This window comes from Aeromonas sp. SG16 (assembly GCF_024436135.1).
In the GTDB taxonomy this organism is placed as follows: domain Bacteria; phylum Pseudomonadota; class Gammaproteobacteria; order Enterobacterales; family Aeromonadaceae; genus Aeromonas; species Aeromonas jandaei.
In genome coordinates this window covers 88,550-107,671 of the sequence record NZ_JANFNW010000007.1, presented here as the reverse complement: position 1 = coordinate 107,671, position 19,122 = coordinate 88,550, and the positions used below count along the sequence as shown (strand labels likewise).

Sequence of the window (19,122 nt, the reverse complement as noted above, 5' to 3'; positions counted from 1 at the left end):
ACGAGTGCCGGAGGTTTCTTATGTGGATTGGGGTGATTAGCCTCTTCCCTGAAATGTTCCGAGCCATTACCGAGCACGGGGTAACGGGTCGGGCCGTCAAGAGTGGCCTGCTGCAGATTGAGTGCTGGAACCCCCGGGACTTTACCCACGACAAACACCGTACGGTCGATGATCGTCCTTATGGTGGTGGGCCCGGCATGTTAATGATGGTTCAGCCGCTGCGTGACGCGATTCATGCAGCCAAGCAAGCGGCGGGAGACGGGGCGAAAGTCATCTATCTCTCCCCTCAGGGACGCAAGCTGACTCAAGCGGGCGTAACCGAGTTGGCGACGAATCAGAAACTGATTCTGGTAGCCGGTCGATACGAAGGTATCGATGAACGCGTGATACAAACCGAAGTCGACGAAGAGTGGTCTATCGGGGATTACGTGTTAAGTGGTGGCGAGTTGCCTGCCATGACCCTGATCGATGCGGTTTCGCGTCTGGTTCCAGGAGTCTTGGGTGATCAGGCCAGTGCCGAGCAGGACTCCTTTACGGATGGCTTGCTGGATCATCCCCACTATACTCGGCCGGAGGTGTTGGATGGGCTGGCGGTGCCCGAGGCGCTGACAAGCGGCAATCACGAAGTGATTCGACGCTGGCGTCTCAAGCAATCGCTCGGACGAACCTGGCAAAGAAGGCCGGAACTTATTAACAACCTAGCTCTGACTGACGAGCAAGAATCACTTCTTGCCGAGTATGTCCGCGAAGTGCGTGACAGCGTTAAGTAGAGTTTTCAGTTTATCCTAGGTAAGGAAAGACAATGAGCAAGATTATTCAGCAGCTTGAACAAGAGCAAATGCGTACCGACATCCCGGCTTTTGCCCAGGGCGACACCGTACGTGTTCAAGTTCGTGTTAAAGAAGGTGGTAAAGAGCGTCTGCAGGCTTTCGAAGGCATCGTAATTGCCAAGCGTAACCGCGGTCTGCACTCTGCTTTCACCGTTCGCAAGATCTCCAACGGCGAAGGTGTTGAGCGTGTATTCCAGACTCACTCTCCGCTGATCCACAGTGTAGAACTGAAGCGTCGTGGTGATGTTCGCCGCGCCAAACTGTACTACCTGCGCAACCTGTCCGGTAAAGCTGCTCGTATCAAAGAGAAGCTCAACTAATTCGATTCGAATTGGTGTCGATATGTCGGCGAAAAGCTCGACAGGTAGTGAAAAGGCTCGCCAATGGCGAGCCTTTTTTGTATCCGTCTATGGACTATCTGGTTACCGTTACTGGATCACTCGCACCACCGAGTTATCGCGGCCGTAGGGGCTGGGTACGTAAGCGTCGGCTTGCCAGTCATTCTCGTACAGGGTCTCTCCCTCCGAAGTGATGAACTGGTAGCAATACTCGAAACTCTCCGGCCCGTCGGTCGGCAGGTTGAGGGTGGCCTTGAACTCACCGCTCTTCATGCGCTTCAGTTCGACCGGTTGCCACTGGGTGAACTCGCCGATCAGCATCACCTGCTGCGCGCCTGCTGCGGCCTCTTTCTCGACGGCGAAGGTCACCTTGACCTCAGGTTTGGACTTTAGAAACTGCTTGGTAAGTGGCATGACGCCTCCTTGTCTGTGAGTTAAAAATGGCTCCTGCCTATTTTTATACCACCTTATGACAAAGATGTTGATAAAGCAGATCAAACTGGCAGGGCAAAATAGCGTTGCAGCAGGCTATGGGTGAAATCGATCTTGAGATAGAAGCCGCGGGGCAGGGTCATAATCGGTTGACCATCGCGACCGATGGCGCGAGTCAGCGCCTTGTTGTTGGCAGCCTTGGGACGCAGCTGCATTACCTGGCCGTGGCGTGCGCTGATCTGCTCCACCTCTCCCAGCACTATCATGTCCATCAGCTCTTCCCAGTCCTGGCGCAGCAGCTGGTCTTCCTCCTTGCTGGGGCTCCACATCAGCGGCATCCCCACCCGCCGCTCGCCAACCGGGATCTCGCGGCTGCCTTCCACCGGGATCCAGAGCACTCGTGACAGCTTGTTGCGCACGTTGGACTCCTCCCAGCGCTGACCGCTGACACCGATCAGCGGCGCGACGCAGACGAATGTGGTTTCCAGCGGTCGCCCCTGAGGATCGACCGGGATCGTCTTGAGCTCGATACCGAGATCCGGAAAGTCCTGCTCCGGCTTGCTGCCGGCACTGGCCCCCAGCTGCAGCTCGATCAACTGGCCAACCCACCCCTTGTCACGGCGCAGATCTTTGGGTACCGCCACACCTGCTTCGGCGGCCAGCTGCGCCAGGGTGAAGCCGGCCATGGCATAGGCACGGCTCAGCAACTCCTGTTCGGATTGGGGATTGTTTGGCATGTTTGGCTCCATATTGCTCGACCTATTCTAACAGGGCAGGATCCCGGGAGGATCGCTGTTTTTATAACCGATCCTGAGTAGATAAGGGTAAATGGGGATAATTCGACTATGTAGGTCTTATGATTATGATTTTAAAGGAATTTGTCTTTTTTATCGAGCAAGGATATTCAGCCGATCCGGGTCCGAAATAGTTGTCCAAGGGTTTGCGGATGATGTTACACACAGTTATCCACAGAAATCTTGGATAAGTGGCATAAAGTGGGAGGAGTATCTTATATGTTACAAAAAATTGTGAATCCGACCCCATTTTCATCGAGGAAACAGGGCAGATATTGTGCCACTCCTGTGGATAATTTGGCCTTGGCGGATCTTTGAGCAGTAGAACTTGTTCACAATCGTCGTCGCGGATCCTGCGTGAGCAAAACCATGGATCCAGATCCAGTTGTTTGAGTTTAACTATATGTATAATAAATAAAAATTAGTTTTAACTCTGATCTGTGAGGTGATAGTCTGTTTTTCACTTACAGTTAAAAAGTACTGTATATACCAGCTTGCTCACAGGCTTATGCACAGTCTGGGTGGGCAACTTGGTAGAGCAGATCTTCCCGTTTGTTTATAAGTATGTGTGAAATTGAAAGTTATTCATGAACGCCGGGAGTCACTCCTTGTTTGCTGCCACGAAGTGAATGTGGAACAATCTCTTTATAGATTCAGCCTTTATAAGGTGATCACGTGATTGATGGCGACGGATTTCGTCCCAATGTCGGTATCGTGATCTGTAACCGTGAAGGACAGGTGTTGTGGGCTAAACGCTATGGGCAGCACTCCTGGCAGTTTCCGCAGGGGGGAGTTGATGATGGTGAAACGCCGGAACAGGCCATGTATCGCGAGCTGTATGAGGAGATAGGCCTCAAGCCCGAAGATGTGACCATCATGGCCACCAGTCGTAACTGGCTTAAATACCGTTTACCCAAACGTCTTGTCCGCTGGGACAGTTCACCGGTCTGTATTGGCCAAAAACAAAAATGGTTCCTGTTGCAGCTCAATTCGGGCCGAGAGTCGCGGATCCAGTTCGGTTGTCATGGTCATCCCGAATTTGACGACTGGCGCTGGGTCAGCTTCTGGTACCCGGTACGCCAGGTTGTCTCGTTCAAGCGGGAGGTTTACCGCCGGGTCATGAAGGAGTTTGCTCCGCTGGCGATGCCGGCGCCGGCAGTGCAGCAGGTCAACAAAAAGGATGGGCGGCGCAACCGCGCTCGCTAAGGAGCACAGATTAGTTGTTAACGGAACTGAGACGTATCGTCGAGAGCATGGCCGGGGCCAATACCCTGGAACAGGCCTTGCAGGCACTGGTGAGCCAGACCCGGCACGCCATGGTGGTGGACTGCTGCTCTGTCTACGTTTCGGAACCCGAGATGCGCCGCTACCGGCTGGCGGCGACCGATGGTCTTGCCCCTTCGGCGGTCGGCAAGGTCACTCTGCCCTTCGAGCAGGGCATCGTTGGTCTGGTCGGTCAGCGGGAAGAGCTGATCAACCTGGCCGATGCCCCTGCGCACCCCAGCTTTAAATTCCTGCCCGATGTCGCCGAAGAGGCGTTTCGTTCATTTCTGGGCGCCCCCATCATGCACCAGCGTCAGGTGGTCGGCATTCTGGTGGTACAGCAAAAAGAGAGCCGCCGTTTCGATGAGGGGGAAGAGTCCTTCATGGTCACGCTGGCGGCCCAGCTGGCAGCGCATATCGCTCAGGCGCAAGCCAAGGGGTGGCTGCAGAAGACTGACTGGAGCAAGCCTCTGCGCGGTATTGCCGGTGCCAGCGGCATTGCTATGGCCAAGGCCTGGGTGTGGCGGCCGCGCAAGGCGCTCTCTTCCATCACTCCGCGCAAGGATGACGATCATGCCGGCCAGCTGGAACGGCTGGAGTTGGCGGTAGAAGAGGTTCGCCACGATCTGGAGAGTCTGGCGCTGCGTTTTCGCGAGAGCTACAGCGAAGATTCGGTCGCCATCTTCGACATCTATCTTCATTTGCTAGCCGATCCCGGCTATATCAAGCCGATCCGCAACAAGGTAAGCAAGGAGCACTGGACCGCGGTCTCCGCCGTCAAGCTGGTCAGCGATCGCCTCATCGAGCAGTTCAAGGGGATGAAGGATCCCTACCTGCAGGAGCGATCCACCGATGTGAAGGATATCGCCCAGCGCATCATCAGCCGCCTGGTGCAGAACGAGCCGGAGCATATTTCCATCGGTGAGCCCGTGGTGCTGGTCGCCGACGAGGTGACGGCCACCATTCTGGCGGAAGTCCCCCGCGAATACCTGACCGGGGTGGTCTCGCTCAAGGGGGGGACCAACTCCCACGCCGCCATCCTGGCCCGCGCCATGGGGGTGGCCGCCATCATGGGGGTGGATCTGCCGCTCGGTGATATCGGTGGCCGCATGCTGGTCGTCGATGGCTATAGCGGCGATCTCTTCATCGAACCCAATCAGGTGATCCTGACCGAGTATCGCCAGCTGCTGAGCGAAGAGCGGGCACTCGACAGTCTGGTGCGCAGCGTCGACAACCAGCCTTCGGAGACGGCGGACGGTACCAAGGTCTCCCTGCTGCTCAACGCCGGGCTCAGCGCCGATACCGAGATCTCTCTCAATCATCTGGCGGACGGGGTGGGCCTCTATCGCACCGAAATCCCCTTCATGCTGCAGGACAGCTTCCCCTCCGAGTGGGAGCAGACTGCCCGCTATCGCGGCATTCTCGAGACCTATCGCAACCGGCCGGTCTGCATGCGGACGCTGGATGTGGGCGGTGACAAGCAGTTGCCCTATTTCCCTATCGTTGAGGAAAATCCCTTCCTTGGCTGGCGGGGGATCCGGCTCACCCTGGATCACCCCGAACTGTTCTTGGTGCAGCTCAAGGCGATGTTGCGGGCCAGCGAAGGACTCGACAATCTGGCCATCATGCTGCCGATGATCAGCAGTGTCAGTGAAATCAAGGCGTCCCGCCGTCTGCTGGATCAGGCGTGGCGAGAAGTATCGGAAGAGGCTGCCAGTCGCAATGCCGAGATCCGTTACCCCAGCCTCGGGGTGATGATCGAGGTGCCTTCCGCCCTCTACATCCTGCCGGAGATGGCGCCGCTCATCGACTTCTGGTCGGTGGGTAGCAACGACCTGACCCAGTACCTGCTGGCGGTGGATCGCAACAACTCCCGTGTTGCCAACATCTACGATGCGTTCCATCCGGCGGTGATCCGCGCCCTGCAACTGCTGGTCGATGCCTCCAACCGTTATCAGAAGCCGGTCTCGGTCTGTGGCGAGCTGGCTGGCGATCCGGTCGGCGTGCTGCTGTTGCTGGCCATGGGCTATCGCCGCTTCAGTATGAACACCCACAACATCGCCCGGATCAAGTACGTGCTGCGCCAATCGACCCTGAGTGAGCTGACCGAGCTGCTGGCCGATGGCCTCAAGCACGACAATCCCCACGTGCTGCGCGGCCTGTTTGCCCGCTATCTGGAAGAGCACGGTTTGGGCGGTTTGTTGCGCGCCGGCCACAAACCGAAAATCGGTTGATTGATAAACATGCCTTGTCCCTGCTGGCGAATGATCGGAAAATGCGGCTTTTCTTATGACTGGGGCCGCTTATGCAGCACGATGGATATTGGGTTTTCTCGCAGATTGATCCCGTAGCATTCAGTTTGGGACCACTATCGGTACGCTGGTATGGTCTCATGTACCTGTTCGGTTTTGCATTTGCCATGTGGCTGGCTGGCCGTCGCGCCGATGCGCCGAACAGTGGCTGGACACGCAACGAGGTCTCTGACCTGCTCTTCTACGGCTTCCTCGGGGTGATCCTCGGTGGCCGTGTCGGTTACGTACTTTTCTACAACTTCGATCTCTTCCTCGCGGATCCGACCTACCTGTTCAAGATCTGGACCGGCGGCATGTCGTTCCACGGCGGTCTGATCGGGGTCATCACTGCCATGATCTGGTTTGCCCACAAGACCAAGCGCCACTTCTTCACCGTGGCCGACTTTGTGGCACCGCTTATTCCGTTTGGCCTCGGCGTAGGCCGTATCGGCAACTTCCTTAACGGCGAGCTGTGGGGCCGGATCACCGATGTGCCCTGGGCCATCATCTTCCCGGAGGCCGGTCCCGAGCCGCGTCATCCCTCCCAGCTCTACCAGTTCGCGCTGGAAGGAGTGGTGCTGTTCATCATCCTCAACCTGTTCTGGCGCAAGAACCCGCCGCGCGGTGCCATCTCCGGCATGTTCCTGCTGTTCTACGGCCTGTTCCGCTTCCTGGTGGAGTTTGTCCGCCAGCCAGACAGCCAGCTGGGCCTCTATTTCAACGAGATCAGCATGGGCCAGATCCTCTCCACCCCGATGATTTTCATCGGTGCCCTGATGATTTGGGTTGCCTACAAGCGCCCACAGCTGTTCGGTAACGCCGTGAAGGAGGCAAAGCAATGAGAGCCTATCTCGACTTGATGCAGAAGATTCTTGACGAGGGAACCGTCAAGTCTGATCGCACCGGCACCGGCACCGTCTCTCTGTTTGGTCATCAGATGCGCTTCAATCTGGCGGAGGGTTTTCCGCTGGTGACTACCAAGAAGTGCCACCTGCGCTCCATCATTCATGAGCTGCTCTGGTTCCTCAATGGCGACACCAACACCGCCTATCTGAAAGAGAACGGCGTCAGCATCTGGGATGAGTGGGCCGACGAGAACGGCGATCTGGGACCGGTTTATGGCGCCCAGTGGCGCTCCTGGCCTGCGGCCGACGGGTCTGTCATCGACCAGATCCAGAAAGCGGTGGATGACATCAAGCACAACCCGGATTCGCGCCGCATCATCGTCTCCGCCTGGAACGTGGGTGAACTGGACAAGATGGCGCTGGCGCCCTGCCATGCCTTCTTTCAGTTCTATGTGGCGGACGGCAAGCTCTCCTGCCAGCTCTACCAGCGCAGCTGCGATGTATTCCTCGGCTTGCCGTTCAACATTGCCAGCTATGCTTTGCTGACCCATATGATGGCCCAGCAGTGTGCTCTGGAAGTGGGCGATTTTGTCTGGACCGGCGGCGATGTGCACCTCTACTCCAACCACATGGAGCAGACTGCACTGCAGCTCTCCCGTGAGCCGCGTCCGCTGCCGACCCTGGTGATCAAGCGCAAGCCGGACTCCATCTTCGATTACAAGTTCGAGGATTTCGAGATAGAGGGTTACGACCCCCATCCCGGCATCAAGGCGCCCGTCGCCATCTGATTGCAAGGCGCCTTAGGGCGCCTTTTTTATGCTTAAAAACAGTTAGATATTCATTTTTGTGATTGAAAATCGAGAACTGGCCACACCGCTATGAAAGATGCCTTTGGCGGAGCTGTTTTGGTTTTACTTCGGTTTTTTCGTTGTATTGAGCAGTAAGAAACGATTTTCCAAGAGTTGTTATCGGTTATAGACTCAACGTAAAGTAATTTTGTGGATATTTTAACCATGAGCGACGTAATCAAAAAGTTCCTGAAGCTGGAGGCCGCCTCCGGAATTATTCTGATCATGGCGGCCATGCTGGCAATGATATTGGCCAATTCCGGTCTCTCTGGCAGCTACCAGGCTTTCCTCGATACACCGGTGCAGGTACGCATTGCGGCGCTGGATATCAACAAGCCATTGCTGCTCTGGATCAACGATGGCTTCATGGCGATCTTCTTCCTGCTGGTCGGGCTCGAAGTGAAGCGCGAGATGCTGGAAGGGGCGCTCTCTTCCCGGGTGCAGGCGACCTTTCCGGCCATCGCTGCGGTGGGCGGTATGCTGGCTCCAGCCCTGATCTACGCCTTCTTCAACTACTCGGATGAAGTGGCGCGCGCTGGTTGGGCGATTCCTGCCGCGACCGATATTGCCTTTGCTCTCGGGGTGATGGCGCTGCTCGGCAAGCGGGTGCCGGTGAGCCTCAAGGTATTCCTGCTGGCGCTGGCCATCATGGATGATCTGGGTGTCATCATCATCATCGCGCTGTTCTACACCCAGCAACTGTCGCTGGCGGCATTGACGGTCGGTATTCTGGCGACCCTGACGCTTTTCTGGATGAACCGCCGCGGCGAGGATCGGATCAGCCTCTACATGCTGGTCGGTCTGGTGCTCTGGGTGGCTGTGCTGAAATCCGGTGTCCATGCGACCCTGGCTGGCGTGGTGGTTGGTTTCATGATCCCGCTTAACGGCAAGCGCTATGCCTCGCCGCTCAAGCATCTGGAGCATGCCCTGCACCCCTGGAGTGCCTACCTGATCCTGCCGCTGTTTGCCTTTGCCAATGCGGGGGTATCGCTGGAGGGGATCGGTCTCTCATCCCTGCTGAGCCCGGTGCCCATGGGCATTATGTTGGGGCTGTTTATCGGCAAGCCGCTCGGGGTATTCACCATCAGCTGGCTGTCGGTCAAGCTGGGTGTGGCGCAGTTGCCACCGGGAGTCAACTTCAAGCAGATCTTTGCGGTCAGCATCCTCTGTGGCATTGGTTTCACCATGTCGATGTTTATCGCATCGCTGGCATTCGAGCATGGTGGGCTGGATTACGGCAGCTACTCTCGCCTCGGTATTCTGGTGGGCTCCACCTTGGCGGCGGTAGTCGGTTATCTGGCCTTGCGATTGGCTCTTCCCAAGTGTGACGGGGATCAGAGTGCGGAGGGACTATGAAAAAACAGGCATGGCTGGCAGTAATGTTGCTAAGCCCGCTGGCATGGGCGGGCGGGTTTGAAGATTGCAGGCAGGATGCCGCTTCGGCAAGCTGCTCTGCCTATCTCAACGGTGTGGTGGATAGCGCCGTGCTGCTGGGGGACAAGCAGGCCAAGGCCCGCTTTGGCGAGACCTTCTCCGAGCGGGCGCTGAGCAGCCGGGCAGGGGAGATGGTCAAGCGTTCCAACAAGCGCTACTGCGGTGAGCGCCAGCCCGACAAGGCGCGGCTCAAGGCTGACCTGATGGCGCAGTTCGGCGCGAACAAGGTTGACTCGGTCAGCGACATGTATGACATTCTGGCGGTTGAACTCAGCTGCTACCGGAGCCCGCGTCAGGCGGGAATCCCATCGGATGTCACACCTTAACTACAACCATCTCTACTATTTCTGGATGACGCAGAAGAAGGGCTCTGTCACTCAGGCGGCAGAAGCCCTTTTTTTGACCCCGCAGACGGTGACCGGCCAGATCAAGCTGCTGGAGCAGCGTTTGGGCGGCAAGTTGCTCAAGCGCAAGGGGCGCACCCTTGAGGCCACCGAGCTGGGCCAGCTGGTGTTTCGCTACGCCGACAAGATGTTCAGCCTCTCCTACGAGATGCTCGATATCGTCAACTACCGCAAGGAGAGCCAGATCCTGTTCGATGTCGGCATCGCCGATGCCCTCTCCAAGCGCCTTGCCAGTCGCGTGCTGCTCTCAGTCATCCCCAACGATGGCTCCATCCACCTGCGTTGCTTCGAATCAACCCACGAACTGCTGCTGGAGCAGCTGAGCGAGCACAAGCTAGACATGATCCTCTCCGACTGTCCGGTGGACTCCAGCCAGCATGCGGGCCTGCTCTCCAAGCGGCTGGGTGGCTGCGGTGTCAGCTTCTTCTGCAAGGCGCCGCTGCCATCGCTCCCTTTTCCGGCCTGTCTTGAAGAGCGCAAGTTGCTCATCCCGGGGCGCCGCACCGCCATGGGGCGCCAGCTGACCCAGTGGTTTGAACAGCAGGGGGTCTCCCCCAGCATCCTTGGCGAGTTTGACGATGCGGCGCTGATGAAGGCGTTTGGCTTCTTCAATCAGGGTATCTTTATGGCCCCCACCATCTATCGGGAGGAGATCCTTGAGGGGGAGGGGGTGATGTTGCTGGGCGAGACCCAGGATCTGATGGAGGAGTACTACGTCATCTTCGCTGAGCGGATGATCCAGCATCCGGCGGTAAAACGGGTGTGCGAGAGTGATTTCACCTTCCTCTTTGCCGGGGAGGAGAACTTCTCCGCCATCCAGCCTGCGTCCCTGTCGTTTTAAAACGGCGCGCCACCACGTATCATCGGCGATGAGTGGCAGAGGAGAGATGTGATGCAACTTGAAGAGATGGAAGCCAGTGCGGGTCAGGCGGTCGCCCTGCTCAAGGCGCTGGCCAACGAGCGGCGGCTCTTTATCCTGTGCCATCTGCTGGAGCGGGAGCTGTCGGTGGGGGAGCTCAACGAGCGGTTGGGATTGAGCCAGTCTGCGTTGTCACAGCATCTGGCATTGCTGCGGCGCGATGAGCTGGTCAACACGCGAAAAGAGGCCCAGACGGTCTACTATTCGCTGCGCAGCCACGAGGTGCGCGAGATGATCTCCTTGCTGCATCGGCTTTACTGCAGCGCAGATAAATAAAAAACCGGCACTAGGCCGGTTTTTTCAGCTTTTATCAGCAGAAGCTGATTAAGCCATAGCTTTGATCTGGGCAGACAGGCGGCTCTTGTGACGAGCAGCTTTGTTCTTGTGGATCAGGCCTTTGGTCGCCATACGATCCATGATCGGCTGAGCAACAGCGAAAGCGGCAGTCGCGGCAGCTTTGTCGCCAGAGGCGATAGCAGCGATGACTTTCTTCAGGTAGGTACGGGTCATGGAACGACGGCTGGCGTTGTGCTGACGGCGTTTCTCTGACTGAAGAGCGCGCTTCTTAGCAGATTTGATGTTAGCCAAGGTAAAACTCCTAAAACTGTCTTAGCGAGTGTATTGAAAAGGCCCGGAAATATGCCTTCCCAACCACATATTGTCAAATGATTTGTGCAAATAAACACCGCCCCCCGGTGGTGTGTCAGATGGGAGACGGTTAAACTGTCGGCCGATTCTAGCAGCATTCTTTTCATTCTGACAGTTCCAGAGGCCTCGTCTTGAGTAAGAAATTGATCAAATCCGGAATTATTGTGTCCGGAATGACGTTGGCATCCCGTGTGATGGGCTTGGTGCGCGATGTGGTCATCGCCAATCTGCTCGGTGCCGGGGTTGCCGCAGACGTCTTCTTCTTTGCCAATCGCATTCCCAACTTCCTGCGTCGTTTGTTCGCAGAAGGTGCCTTCAACCAGGCCTTTGTCCCCGTGATGACCGAGTACCGGAAAAAGGGCGATGAGAGTGAAGTGCGTGAACTGCTTGCTGCGGTGGCGGGGACTCTCGGCGGGATAGTGACTGTGGTCACCCTGCTCGGGGTGCTGGGCTCCGGCGTGCTGACCGCCCTGTTTGGCTGGGGCTGGTTCTGGGACTGGCTCCATGGCGGGCCGGCTGCCGAGAAGTTCGAGATGGCGAGCCTGATGCTCAAAATCACCTTCCCCTATCTCTGGTTCATCACCTTTACCGCCATGGCGGGGGCAATTCTCAATACTTTCGGTCGCTTCGGGGTCTCCTCCTTCACGCCGATCTTTCTCAATATCACCATGATCGCCGCCGCCTGGTGGATCTCGCCCTGGCTGGACGACCCCGAACTGGCGCTGGCCATCGGTGTCTTCCTCGGTGGTCTGGTGCAGTTCCTGTTCCAGTTCCCGTTCCTGCGCCAGATCAACATGCTGGTGTGGCCCAAGTGGGGTTGGCACCATCCGGGGGTCGTGAAGATCCGCACCCTGATGATCCCGGCGCTGTTCGGGGTATCGGTCAGCCAGATCAACCTGTTGGTCAACACCATGCTTGCCTCGTTTCTGGCGACCGGCGCCATCAGCTACCTCTACTACTCGGATCGCTTGCTGGAGTTCCCGCTCGGCATGTTCGGCGTCGCCATCAGTACCGTCATTCTGCCGGCATTGGCCAAGAAGCACGTGGATGCCGATCCGGCCGACTTCTCCCGCACCATGGACTGGGGGGTTCGGATGGTGATGCTGCTCGGTTTGCCCGCCATGGTGGGGATTGCCGTACTGCGTGAGCCCATCCTGCGGGTGCTGTTCATGCGCGGCGAGTTCGGCTTGCATGAGGTGACCATGTCGAGCGCCAGCTTGCTGGCATCCACCTCCGGGTTGCTGTCGCTGATGCTGATCAAGGTGCTGGCGCCGGGTTACTACGCCCGTCAGGACACCAAAACGCCGGTACGGATCGGGATGATCTCTATGGCCGCCAACATGGTCTGCAACCTCCTCTTCATTTATCCGCTCGGTTACGTGGGGCTGGCGCTCTCGACCGCCTGTTCGGGCACGCTCAACGCAGCCCTGCTGTTCAAGGGACTCCATCAGCAGAGCGTCTACCGGCCTTCCCGCCACACCGGGGTCTTTTGCCTCAAGTTGCTGACGGCGAGCCTGCTGATGGGGGGAGTTCTCCTCTACCTGTCGCCAGATCTGACCCAATGGGGAGCATGGAGCATGGGCAAGGCGAGCCTGCAGCTGACCATGTTGCTGGTGCTGGGTGGTGCCATCTATGCCGGAGTCCTGCTGGCACTGGGGATCCGGCCAAAAGATCTGAGAGCGGGTCGTGAAGATTGATCCATGTCCGAGGCTTGAAGGCGCCAAGTGAGTTGGTATTTCGGCCCCGAGAGCTGAAATCGGGGCCGCAACAGGGCTGACCCTGATGGCCGCCTGATATATAATCCGGCGATTTCGACAGCAGCAACGCACAAGGCAGCGATGGAGCTTATTCGCGGTATTCACAATCTCAAGCCCCGTCACCGGGGATGTGTATTGACCATTGGCAACTTTGATGGGGTTCATCAGGGTCACCATGCGGTACTGGCACGTCTCAGGGAGAAAGCGGCCCAGCTGGGATTGCCCGCCTGCGTCATGCTGTTCGAGCCGCAGCCGCTGGAGCTGTTTGCCGGTAGCGAGGCGCCGGCACGCCTGAGCCGCTTGCGCGAGAAGTATGAAGCGCTCAAGGGGCTGCAGATCGACCGCATGCTCTGCGTACGCTTCAGCCACCGCTTTGCCAGTCAGGCGGCTGCTACCTTCATCGAGCAGCTGCTGGTCGAGAAGCTTGGCGTGCGCTATCTGGTGGTCGGCGACGATTTTCGCTTCGGCAAGGGGCGGGAAGGGGACTTCCACCTGCTGGAGGCGGCGGGCCAGCGCTTCGGTTTCGAGGTGATCAGCACCCAGAGCTTTCAGCTATCCCGTCAGCGGGTCAGCAGTACGCTGGTGCGCGAGGCGCTCAAGGCGGGCCGCATGGCGGAGGTTGAGCTGATGCTCGGCCGTCCTTATGCCATCAGCGGCCGGGTGGCCCACGGCGACAAGCTGGGGCGCACCATAGGTTTTCCCACCGCCAATCTGGCCCTCAAGCGTCAGGTAATCCCGGTCGGTGGCGTGTTTGCGGTGGAAGTGATATGTTCCGGCAAGACCTTCCCCGGTGTAGCCAATGTGGGTGTACGGCCGACCTTGAGCGGTACACAAGCCAGATTGGAAGTACATCTGTTTGATTTTTCTGGTGACCTTTACGGTCAACAGGTCAAGGTGCTGCTTCGCCACAAGCTGCGTGAAGAGCAGAAATTTGACTCTTTCTCTGCCTTGAAAGAGCAGATCGAACGAGATGCCCTGGCGGCCCGAGCCTGGTTCGGGCTGCCGCAATTTCATTTACCCAGCACTCTTTTAGAAAAGAAGGGAACCCAGGACTGATGAGCGACTATAAACACACCCTGAATCTTCCGGAAACCGAGTTTCCGATGCGTGGCGATCTGGCCAAGCGCGAACCCAACATGCTGAAACGTTGGTACGATCAGGATCTCTACGGCGCTATTCGCCGCGCCAAAGCGGGCAAGCCTTCTTTCATTCTGCACGATGGCCCCCCCTATGCGAACGGCAACATTCACATCGGTCACTCGGTCAACAAGATCCTCAAAGACATCATCATCAAGTCCAAGGGCCTCTCTGGCTTCGATTCCCCCTATGTGCCGGGTTGGGATTGCCACGGTCTGCCTATCGAACTGAAAGTAGAAGGCATGGTCGGCAAGCCGGGCGAGAAGGTTTCCGCTGCCGAATTCCGCGCCGAGTGCCGCAAATACGCCAAAACCCAGATCGAAGCGCAGAAGACCGACTTCATCCGTCTGGGCGTGCTGGGTGACTGGGAACACCCCTACCTGACCATGGATTTTGGCACTGAAGCCAACATCATCCGCTCCATGGCCAAGATCGTTGAAAACGGCCACCTGCACAAAGGCTCCAAGCCGGTGCACTGGTGTACCGATTGCGGCTCCGCGCTGGCTGAAGCCGAGGTTGAGTACTACGACAAGAACTCCCCCTCCATCGACGTGCGCTTCAAGGCCGTTGACGAGGCCGCCGTTGCCGCCAAGTTTGACTGCGCCGAAGGCCACACCGGCAAAGGCACTCTCTCTGCCGTGATCTGGACCACTACCCCGTGGACCCTGCCGGCCAACCGCGCCATCGCCATGCACGCCGATCTGGACTACGCACTGGTTCAGGTTGAAGGGGATAACCCCGAGCGTCTGATCCTGGCCGCCGAGCTGGTCAAGGACGTGATGGATCGCGCCGGTATCGAGCACTACCACAACCTGGGCTACGCCAAGGGTGCGGCTCTTGAGCTGCTGCGCTTCAACCACCCCTTCTACAGCTTTGATGTGCCGGTGGTACTGGGCGATCACGTCACTCTGGATGCCGGTACCGGTGCCGTTCACACCGCACCTGGCCACGGTCAGGAAGACTTCGTGGTCGGTCAGAAGTACGGTCTGGAAGTGGCCAACCCGGTTGGCAGCAACGGCGTCTATCTGCCGGATACCGAACTGTTTGCCGGCCAGCACGTATTCAAGGCCAACGCAGCGGTTGTCGAGGTGTTGACCGAGCGTGGCGCCCTGCTGCACCACAAGGTGTTCAACCACTCCTATCCACACTGCTGGCGTCACAAGACCCCGATCATCTTCCGTGCCACCCCGCAGTGGTTCATCAGCATGGAGCAGAAGGGTCTGCGCAAGCGCGCGCTGGAAGAGATCGAGCGTATCGAGAAAGAGGGCATTGCCCAGCTCGGTCAGAGCGGCTGGGTGCCGGCCTGGGGTAAAAACCGCATCCAGGCGATGGTCGAGAACCGTCCGGACTGGTGTATCTCCCGTCAGCGTACCTGGGGTGTGCCCATCTCCCTGTTCGTTCACAAGGAGACTCAGGCACTGCATCCGGAATCTGTACGCCTGATGGAAGAGGTGGCCAAGCGGGTCGAGCAGTCCGGCATCCAGGCCTGGTGGGATCTGGACAAGGCCGAGCTGCTGGGCGCCGATGCCGACAACTACGAGAAAGTGCCTGACACTCTCGACGTCTGGTTTGACTCCGGTTCTACCCACGCCTCCGTGGTCGATGCCCGTCCCGAGTTCAACGGCAAGCCGGCCGACATGTATCTGGAAGGTTCTGACCAGCACCGTGGCTGGTTCATGTCCTCCCTGATGATCGGCGTGGCCATGAAAGACAAGGCTCCCTACAACCAGGTGCTGACTCACGGCTTCACCGTGGATGGTCAGGGTCGCAAGATGTCCAAGTCCATCGGCAACGTGGTGAGCCCGCAAGACGTAATGAACAAGCTGGGTGCCGACATCCTGCGTCTGTGGGTAGCGAGCACTGACTACACCGGCGAGATGACTGTCTCCGACGAGATCCTCAAGCGCTCTGCCGATGCTTATCGTCGTATTCGCAACACTGCCCGCTTCCTGCTGGCCAACCTGAACGGCTTCAATCCGGCGACCGACATGGTGGCGCCTGCCGACATGGTAGTGGTGGATCGCTGGGCCGTGGGCCGCGCCAAAGCGGTACAGGCCGAGATCGTGGCTGCGTTCGACGAGTACAACTTCCACGGCGTAACCCAGAAGCTGATGCAGTTCTGCTCCATCGAGATGGGCTCCTTCTATCTGGATGTCATCAAGGACCGTCAGTACACTGCCAAGGCCGACAGCCTGGCCCGTCGCTCCTGCCAGACCGCCCTCTATCACATCGCCGAGGCCATGGTGCGCTGGATGGCGCCGATCATGAGCTTCACCGCCGACGAGATCTGGGCTTTGCTGCCGGGCGAGCGCGGCGAGTTTGTGTTCACCGAGGAGTGGTACGATGGCCTGTTCGGCTTGGAAGCGGACGAAGTGCTGAACGACGAGTTCTGGGCCGAGATCCTCACCGTGCGCGGTGAAGTGAACAAGGCGCTGGAAGTGGCTCGTGGCGAGAAGCGCATCGGCGGCTCCCTGCAGGCCGAACTGACCCTGTTCGCCAAGCCGGAGCTGGCTGCGCGTCTGAACGCGCTGGCCGATGAGCTGCGCTTCGTGCTGCTCACCTCCAAGGCCAAGGTAGTCAGCGTCGATGCCGCACCGGCAGATGCCGTGGCGACCGAGCGCGATGACCTGTGGCTGAGCGTGGCCCAGTCTGCCGCCGCCAAGTGCGACCGCTGCTGGCACCATGTAGAAGACGTGGGCACCATTGCGGGTCACGAAGAGATCTGTGGCCGCTGCGTCACCAACGTCGAGGGTGACGGCGAAACGCGTCAATTTGCCTGATGAACATGACTCAACATAAAAGCGGCCTGCGTTGGCTGTGGCTGGCGGTGCTGGCCTTTGTTCTGGACCAGGCGAGCAAGCTCGCCGTGGTCAAGTTGCTGCCATTTGGTTACCCGGGGGTGGAGATCACCCCCTTCTTCAACCTGGTTCACGTCTACAACAAGGGCGCGGCTTTCAGCTTCCTGGCTGATCAGGGGGGCTGGCAGCGCTGGTTCTTTGCCCTGCTCGCTTTTGCCATCTGTGGATTGCTGATCCACTGGTTGCGCAAGCAGTCGGTTGCTCAGCGCTGGAGCGGCATCGCCTATTCGCTGATCATTGGCGGCGCCCTCGGTAACGTCTTTGATCGACTGGTGCTGGGCCATGTGGTCGATTTCCTCGACTTTTACTGGCAGCGTGCGCATTGGCCGGCATTCAATCTTGCCGACAGCTTCATCTTTATCGGGGCCGCCATGATCGTGCTGGATGGCTTTCGTGGCGAGAAAAAGGAGCAGGCATGAGCCAGCAGATCACCGCTGACAGCAGCGTGCTGTTTCATTTCACCATCAAGCTGGAAGATGACTCGGTGGCCGACAGCACGGCGCTGCATGGTAAACCGGCCCGTCTGCGGATGGGCGATGGCAGTCTGACGCCAAGCTTCGAGCAGTGCCTGCTGGGGCTGCGCGAAGGGGAGAGCAAGAGCTTTACGCTGGCGCCGGAGGAGGCCTTTGGCCTCTCCAACCCCGACAACATCTACCATCTGGATCGCGCCAAGTTTGGCGCCGATGTGGAACCCAAGGTCGGTACCATCATCCTGTTCGACCAGCCCAACGGCAGCGAGCTGCCGGGGATCATCCGGGCGGTGGAAGGGATGTCGGTCACGGTCGATTTCAACCACCCCCTGGCCGGTCACACCGTTACCTTCGAGGTGGAGATCCTGGGGGTTGATGACGAGGAGAAGGTTCACTGATGGATATTCTGCTGGCTAACCCCCGTGGCTTCTGCGCCGGTGTCGACCGTGCCATCAGCATCGTCGAGAGTGCGCTGGAGAAGTTCGGTGCTCCCATCTATGTCCGTCACGAAGTGGTACACAACCGCTACGTGGTGAACAAGCTCAAGGAGGCGGGTGCCGTCTTCGTCGAAGAGCTGGACGAGGTACCGGACGACAGCATCGTTATCTTCTCCGCCCACGGCGTCTCCAAGGCGGTGCGCGAGATGGCCAAGTCCCGCGCCCTCAAGGTATTCGATGCAACCTGTCCGCTGGTGACCAAGGTTCACATGGAAGTCCATCGCGCCAGCCGCAAGGGCTCGGAAGCCGTGCTTATCGGTCATGCCGGCCACCCCGAGGTGATCGGCACCATGGGTCAGTACGAGAACCGTGAGGGTGGCATGTATCTGGTGGAGACGCCGGAAGATGTGGCCAAACTCAAGGTGAAGAACCCGGATGACCTCTGTTTCGTCACCCAGACCACCCTGAGCGTGGACGAGACCTCGGACGTGATCGATGCGCTACGCAAGCACTTCCCCAACATTCAGGGGCCGCGCAAGGATGACATCTGCTACGCCACCCAGAACCGTCAGGATGCGGTGCGGGAGATGGCGGGGCTGGTGGAAGCCATGCTGGTGGTGGGGTCACGTAACTCCTCCAACTCCAACCGTCTGCGGGAGCTGGCCGAGAAGGTGGGCGCCAAGGCTTACCTCATCGACGACGCCTCCATGATCGAGGCCGACTGGCTGGCAGGGGTCAAGGCGATTGGCGTCACTGCCGGAGCCTCCGCCCCCGAGGTGCTGGTGCAATCCGTCATTACTCGCCTGCGCGAGCTGGGTGGCAAGGTGGTCGCCGAGCACCCCGGTCGCGAAGAGAACGTGGTGTTTGAAGTGCCGCCGGAACTTAGAATCATTTGAGTGACGCCAGCAAGGCTTAAGAATAAAGTGCAATGATATTGACGCCGGGTTTGTTCTAGTGACAGGCTCGGCGTTAAACTTATGAAGCAGTCTGTCACCAAGGATGGGATATGATTGGATACTTTCGTGGCTTTTCTCTCATTGAGCTGATGGTTGTTGTCGCCATTGTGGCGATCCTTGGCACCATCGCTTATCCCGCTTATCAGCAATATTTGCTGACCAGTCATCGTGTCGATGCAAAAAAGATGCTGCTTGATGCCGCCAACCGGCAAGAGAGCTATTTTATGGACTTCAATCAGTACGCCTCCTCTGCGTCGGCACTCAATATCTCTGACAATTCAGATTCCGGTTTTTACCATCTGGTTATTTCTGCTGCCGCTAATACCTATACCCTGACTGCGACAGCCTCAGGTGCACAGGGCTCTGACCGAGACTGCATTATTTTCTCTATCGACCAAAATGGCACCAAGAGCGCAAAAAATATCAGCAATGCAACCAATAATAATTGCTGGAACTAGGTC

20 protein-coding genes are annotated in these 19,122 nt (G+C 58.1%); 17 read left to right on the top strand and 3 right to left on the bottom strand.

What is annotated here, in order from left to right; all coding sequences use genetic code 11:
- Positions 1 to 20: 20 nt before the first annotated feature.
- Both trmD and rplS read left to right on the top strand, forming a co-directional pair.
- The gene (trmD, locus tag NOM67_RS16115; protein ID WP_005308699.1) at positions 21 to 770 is read left to right on the top strand and encodes a tRNA (guanosine(37)-N1)-methyltransferase TrmD; all 750 of its coding nucleotides are present in this window, start codon (positions 21 to 23) and stop codon (positions 768 to 770) included.
- A 32-nt stretch (positions 771 to 802) separates the two neighbouring features.
- Entirely contained in the window at positions 803 to 1,150 is a 348-nt protein-coding gene (gene rplS / locus NOM67_RS16110) for a 50S ribosomal protein L19 (RefSeq protein ID WP_005308701.1), read from the top strand.
- A 108-nt stretch (positions 1,151 to 1,258) separates the two neighbouring features.
- Here rplS and NOM67_RS16105 read toward each other — a convergent pair whose 3' ends face one another.
- Positions 1,259 to 1,582 carry an isoamylase early set domain-containing protein gene (locus NOM67_RS16105; protein WP_042030746.1) on the bottom strand — a complete coding sequence of 108 codons (324 nt, stop codon included), beginning with the start codon at positions 1,580 to 1,582 and terminating at the stop codon, positions 1,259 to 1,261.
- An 80-nt stretch (positions 1,583 to 1,662) separates the two neighbouring features.
- Positions 1,663 to 2,337 (bottom strand): DNA mismatch repair endonuclease MutH, encoded by a 675-nt coding sequence (gene mutH / locus NOM67_RS16100; RefSeq protein WP_156853908.1) that lies wholly within the window; start codon positions 2,335 to 2,337, stop codon positions 1,663 to 1,665.
- A 732-nt stretch (positions 2,338 to 3,069) separates the two neighbouring features.
- Between mutH and rppH the strand changes: the two genes are divergently transcribed.
- The 8 genes from rppH (at position 3,070) to NOM67_RS16060 (ending at position 10,674) form a co-directional block, all read left to right on the top strand.
- A complete protein-coding gene (gene rppH, locus NOM67_RS16095; protein WP_033114066.1) occupies positions 3,070 to 3,600 on the top strand; it encodes an RNA pyrophosphohydrolase in 531 nt (176 codons plus the stop codon).
- A gap of 14 nt (positions 3,601 to 3,614) precedes the next feature.
- The gene (ptsP, locus tag NOM67_RS16090) at positions 3,615 to 5,891 is read left to right on the top strand and encodes a phosphoenolpyruvate--protein phosphotransferase (RefSeq protein WP_156853907.1); all 2,277 of its coding nucleotides are present in this window, start codon (positions 3,615 to 3,617) and stop codon (positions 5,889 to 5,891) included.
- 71 nt (positions 5,892 to 5,962) lie between these two features.
- Positions 5,963 to 6,790, top strand: a complete 828-nt coding sequence (gene lgt, locus NOM67_RS16085; RefSeq protein WP_033114068.1) for a prolipoprotein diacylglyceryl transferase — start codon at positions 5,963 to 5,965, stop codon at positions 6,788 to 6,790.
- A complete protein-coding gene (gene thyA, locus NOM67_RS16080; protein WP_100646800.1) occupies positions 6,787 to 7,581 on the top strand; it encodes a thymidylate synthase in 795 nt (264 codons plus the stop codon). The genes lgt and thyA overlap by 4 nt, the downstream gene beginning before the upstream one ends.
- 225 nt (positions 7,582 to 7,806) lie before the next feature.
- The gene (nhaA, locus tag NOM67_RS16075; RefSeq protein ID WP_108572341.1) at positions 7,807 to 8,997 is read left to right on the top strand and encodes a Na+/H+ antiporter NhaA; all 1,191 of its coding nucleotides are present in this window, start codon (positions 7,807 to 7,809) and stop codon (positions 8,995 to 8,997) included.
- Positions 8,994 to 9,401, top strand: a complete 408-nt coding sequence (locus tag NOM67_RS16070; RefSeq protein WP_156853906.1) for a hypothetical protein — start codon at positions 8,994 to 8,996, stop codon at positions 9,399 to 9,401. Before nhaA ends, NOM67_RS16070 begins: the two co-directional genes overlap by 4 nt.
- Positions 9,388 to 10,320, top strand: a complete 933-nt coding sequence (gene nhaR / locus NOM67_RS16065) for a transcriptional activator NhaR (protein ID WP_042030739.1) — start codon at positions 9,388 to 9,390, stop codon at positions 10,318 to 10,320. The genes NOM67_RS16070 and nhaR overlap by 14 nt, the downstream gene beginning before the upstream one ends.
- A gap of 51 nt (positions 10,321 to 10,371) precedes the next feature.
- Positions 10,372 to 10,674 (top strand): metalloregulator ArsR/SmtB family transcription factor, encoded by a 303-nt coding sequence (locus tag NOM67_RS16060; protein WP_042030738.1) that lies wholly within the window; start codon positions 10,372 to 10,374, stop codon positions 10,672 to 10,674.
- 48 nt (positions 10,675 to 10,722) lie between these two features.
- Here the strand turns inward: NOM67_RS16060 and rpsT are convergent, their stop codons facing one another.
- Entirely contained in the window at positions 10,723 to 10,986 is a 264-nt protein-coding gene (gene rpsT / locus NOM67_RS16055; protein ID WP_005308808.1) for a 30S ribosomal protein S20, read from the bottom strand.
- Between the two features lie 191 nt (positions 10,987 to 11,177).
- Between rpsT and murJ the strand changes: the two genes are divergently transcribed.
- From murJ to tppA, 7 genes are all read left to right on the top strand, one after another.
- On the top strand, positions 11,178 to 12,743 hold the full coding sequence (murJ, locus tag NOM67_RS16050; protein ID WP_156853905.1) for a murein biosynthesis integral membrane protein MurJ: 1,566 nt from the start codon (positions 11,178 to 11,180) through the stop codon (positions 12,741 to 12,743).
- 141 nt (positions 12,744 to 12,884) lie between these two features.
- Positions 12,885 to 13,859, top strand: a complete 975-nt coding sequence (ribF, locus tag NOM67_RS16045) for a bifunctional riboflavin kinase/FAD synthetase (RefSeq protein ID WP_033114075.1) — start codon at positions 12,885 to 12,887, stop codon at positions 13,857 to 13,859.
- Positions 13,859 to 16,720: an isoleucine--tRNA ligase gene (gene ileS / locus NOM67_RS16040; protein ID WP_156853904.1), complete on the top strand. Its 2,862-nt coding sequence runs from the start codon at positions 13,859 to 13,861 to the stop codon at positions 16,718 to 16,720. The genes ribF and ileS overlap by 1 nt, the downstream gene beginning before the upstream one ends.
- Complete coding sequence (gene lspA / locus NOM67_RS16035; RefSeq protein ID WP_156853903.1) at positions 16,720 to 17,217, top strand: signal peptidase II; 498 nt, start codon at positions 16,720 to 16,722, stop codon at positions 17,215 to 17,217. The genes ileS and lspA overlap by 1 nt, the downstream gene beginning before the upstream one ends.
- Positions 17,214 to 17,666: an FKBP-type peptidyl-prolyl cis-trans isomerase gene (gene fkpB, locus NOM67_RS16030; RefSeq protein ID WP_042030732.1), complete on the top strand. Its 453-nt coding sequence runs from the start codon at positions 17,214 to 17,216 to the stop codon at positions 17,664 to 17,666. The genes lspA and fkpB overlap by 4 nt, the downstream gene beginning before the upstream one ends.
- Entirely contained in the window at positions 17,666 to 18,601 is a 936-nt protein-coding gene (ispH, locus tag NOM67_RS16025; protein ID WP_124242240.1) for a 4-hydroxy-3-methylbut-2-enyl diphosphate reductase, read from the top strand. Before fkpB ends, ispH begins: the two co-directional genes overlap by 1 nt.
- Before the next feature lie 110 nt (positions 18,602 to 18,711).
- Positions 18,712 to 19,119, top strand: a complete 408-nt coding sequence (tppA, locus tag NOM67_RS16020; RefSeq protein ID WP_033114080.1) for a type IVa pilus pseudopilin TppA — start codon at positions 18,712 to 18,714, stop codon at positions 19,117 to 19,119.
- The last annotated feature ends 3 nt before the right edge of the window (positions 19,120 to 19,122 follow it).

Bases quoted from the DNA above. Each gene is read 5' to 3' on its own strand.
- fkpB (WP_042030732.1), top strand. From the start codon at position 17,214: ATGAGCCAGCAGATCACCGCTGACAGCAGCGTGCTGTTTCATTTCACC.
- rplS (WP_005308701.1), top strand. From the start codon at position 803: ATGAGCAAGATTATTCAGCAGCTTGAACAAGAGCAAATGCGTACCGAC.
- NOM67_RS16060 (WP_042030738.1), top strand. From the start codon at position 10,372: ATGCAACTTGAAGAGATGGAAGCCAGTGCGGGTCAGGCGGTCGCCCTG.
- mutH (WP_156853908.1), bottom strand. From the start codon at position 2,337: ATGCCAAACAATCCCCAATCCGAACAGGAGTTGCTGAGCCGTGCCTAT.
- lspA (WP_156853903.1), top strand. From the start codon at position 16,720: ATGAACATGACTCAACATAAAAGCGGCCTGCGTTGGCTGTGGCTGGCG.
- trmD (WP_005308699.1), top strand. From the start codon at position 21: ATGTGGATTGGGGTGATTAGCCTCTTCCCTGAAATGTTCCGAGCCATT.
- nhaR (WP_042030739.1), top strand. From the start codon at position 9,388: ATGTCACACCTTAACTACAACCATCTCTACTATTTCTGGATGACGCAG.
- thyA (WP_100646800.1), top strand. From the start codon at position 6,787: ATGAGAGCCTATCTCGACTTGATGCAGAAGATTCTTGACGAGGGAACC.
- ribF (WP_033114075.1), top strand. From the start codon at position 12,885: ATGGAGCTTATTCGCGGTATTCACAATCTCAAGCCCCGTCACCGGGGA.
- lgt (WP_033114068.1), top strand. From the start codon at position 5,963: ATGCAGCACGATGGATATTGGGTTTTCTCGCAGATTGATCCCGTAGCA.
- ispH (WP_124242240.1), top strand. From the start codon at position 17,666: ATGGATATTCTGCTGGCTAACCCCCGTGGCTTCTGCGCCGGTGTCGAC.
- tppA (WP_033114080.1), top strand. From the start codon at position 18,712: ATGATTGGATACTTTCGTGGCTTTTCTCTCATTGAGCTGATGGTTGTT.
- NOM67_RS16105 (WP_042030746.1), bottom strand. From the start codon at position 1,582: ATGCCACTTACCAAGCAGTTTCTAAAGTCCAAACCTGAGGTCAAGGTG.
- ileS (WP_156853904.1), top strand. From the start codon at position 13,859: ATGAGCGACTATAAACACACCCTGAATCTTCCGGAAACCGAGTTTCCG.
- NOM67_RS16070 (WP_156853906.1), top strand. From the start codon at position 8,994: ATGAAAAAACAGGCATGGCTGGCAGTAATGTTGCTAAGCCCGCTGGCA.
- nhaA (WP_108572341.1), top strand. From the start codon at position 7,807: ATGAGCGACGTAATCAAAAAGTTCCTGAAGCTGGAGGCCGCCTCCGGA.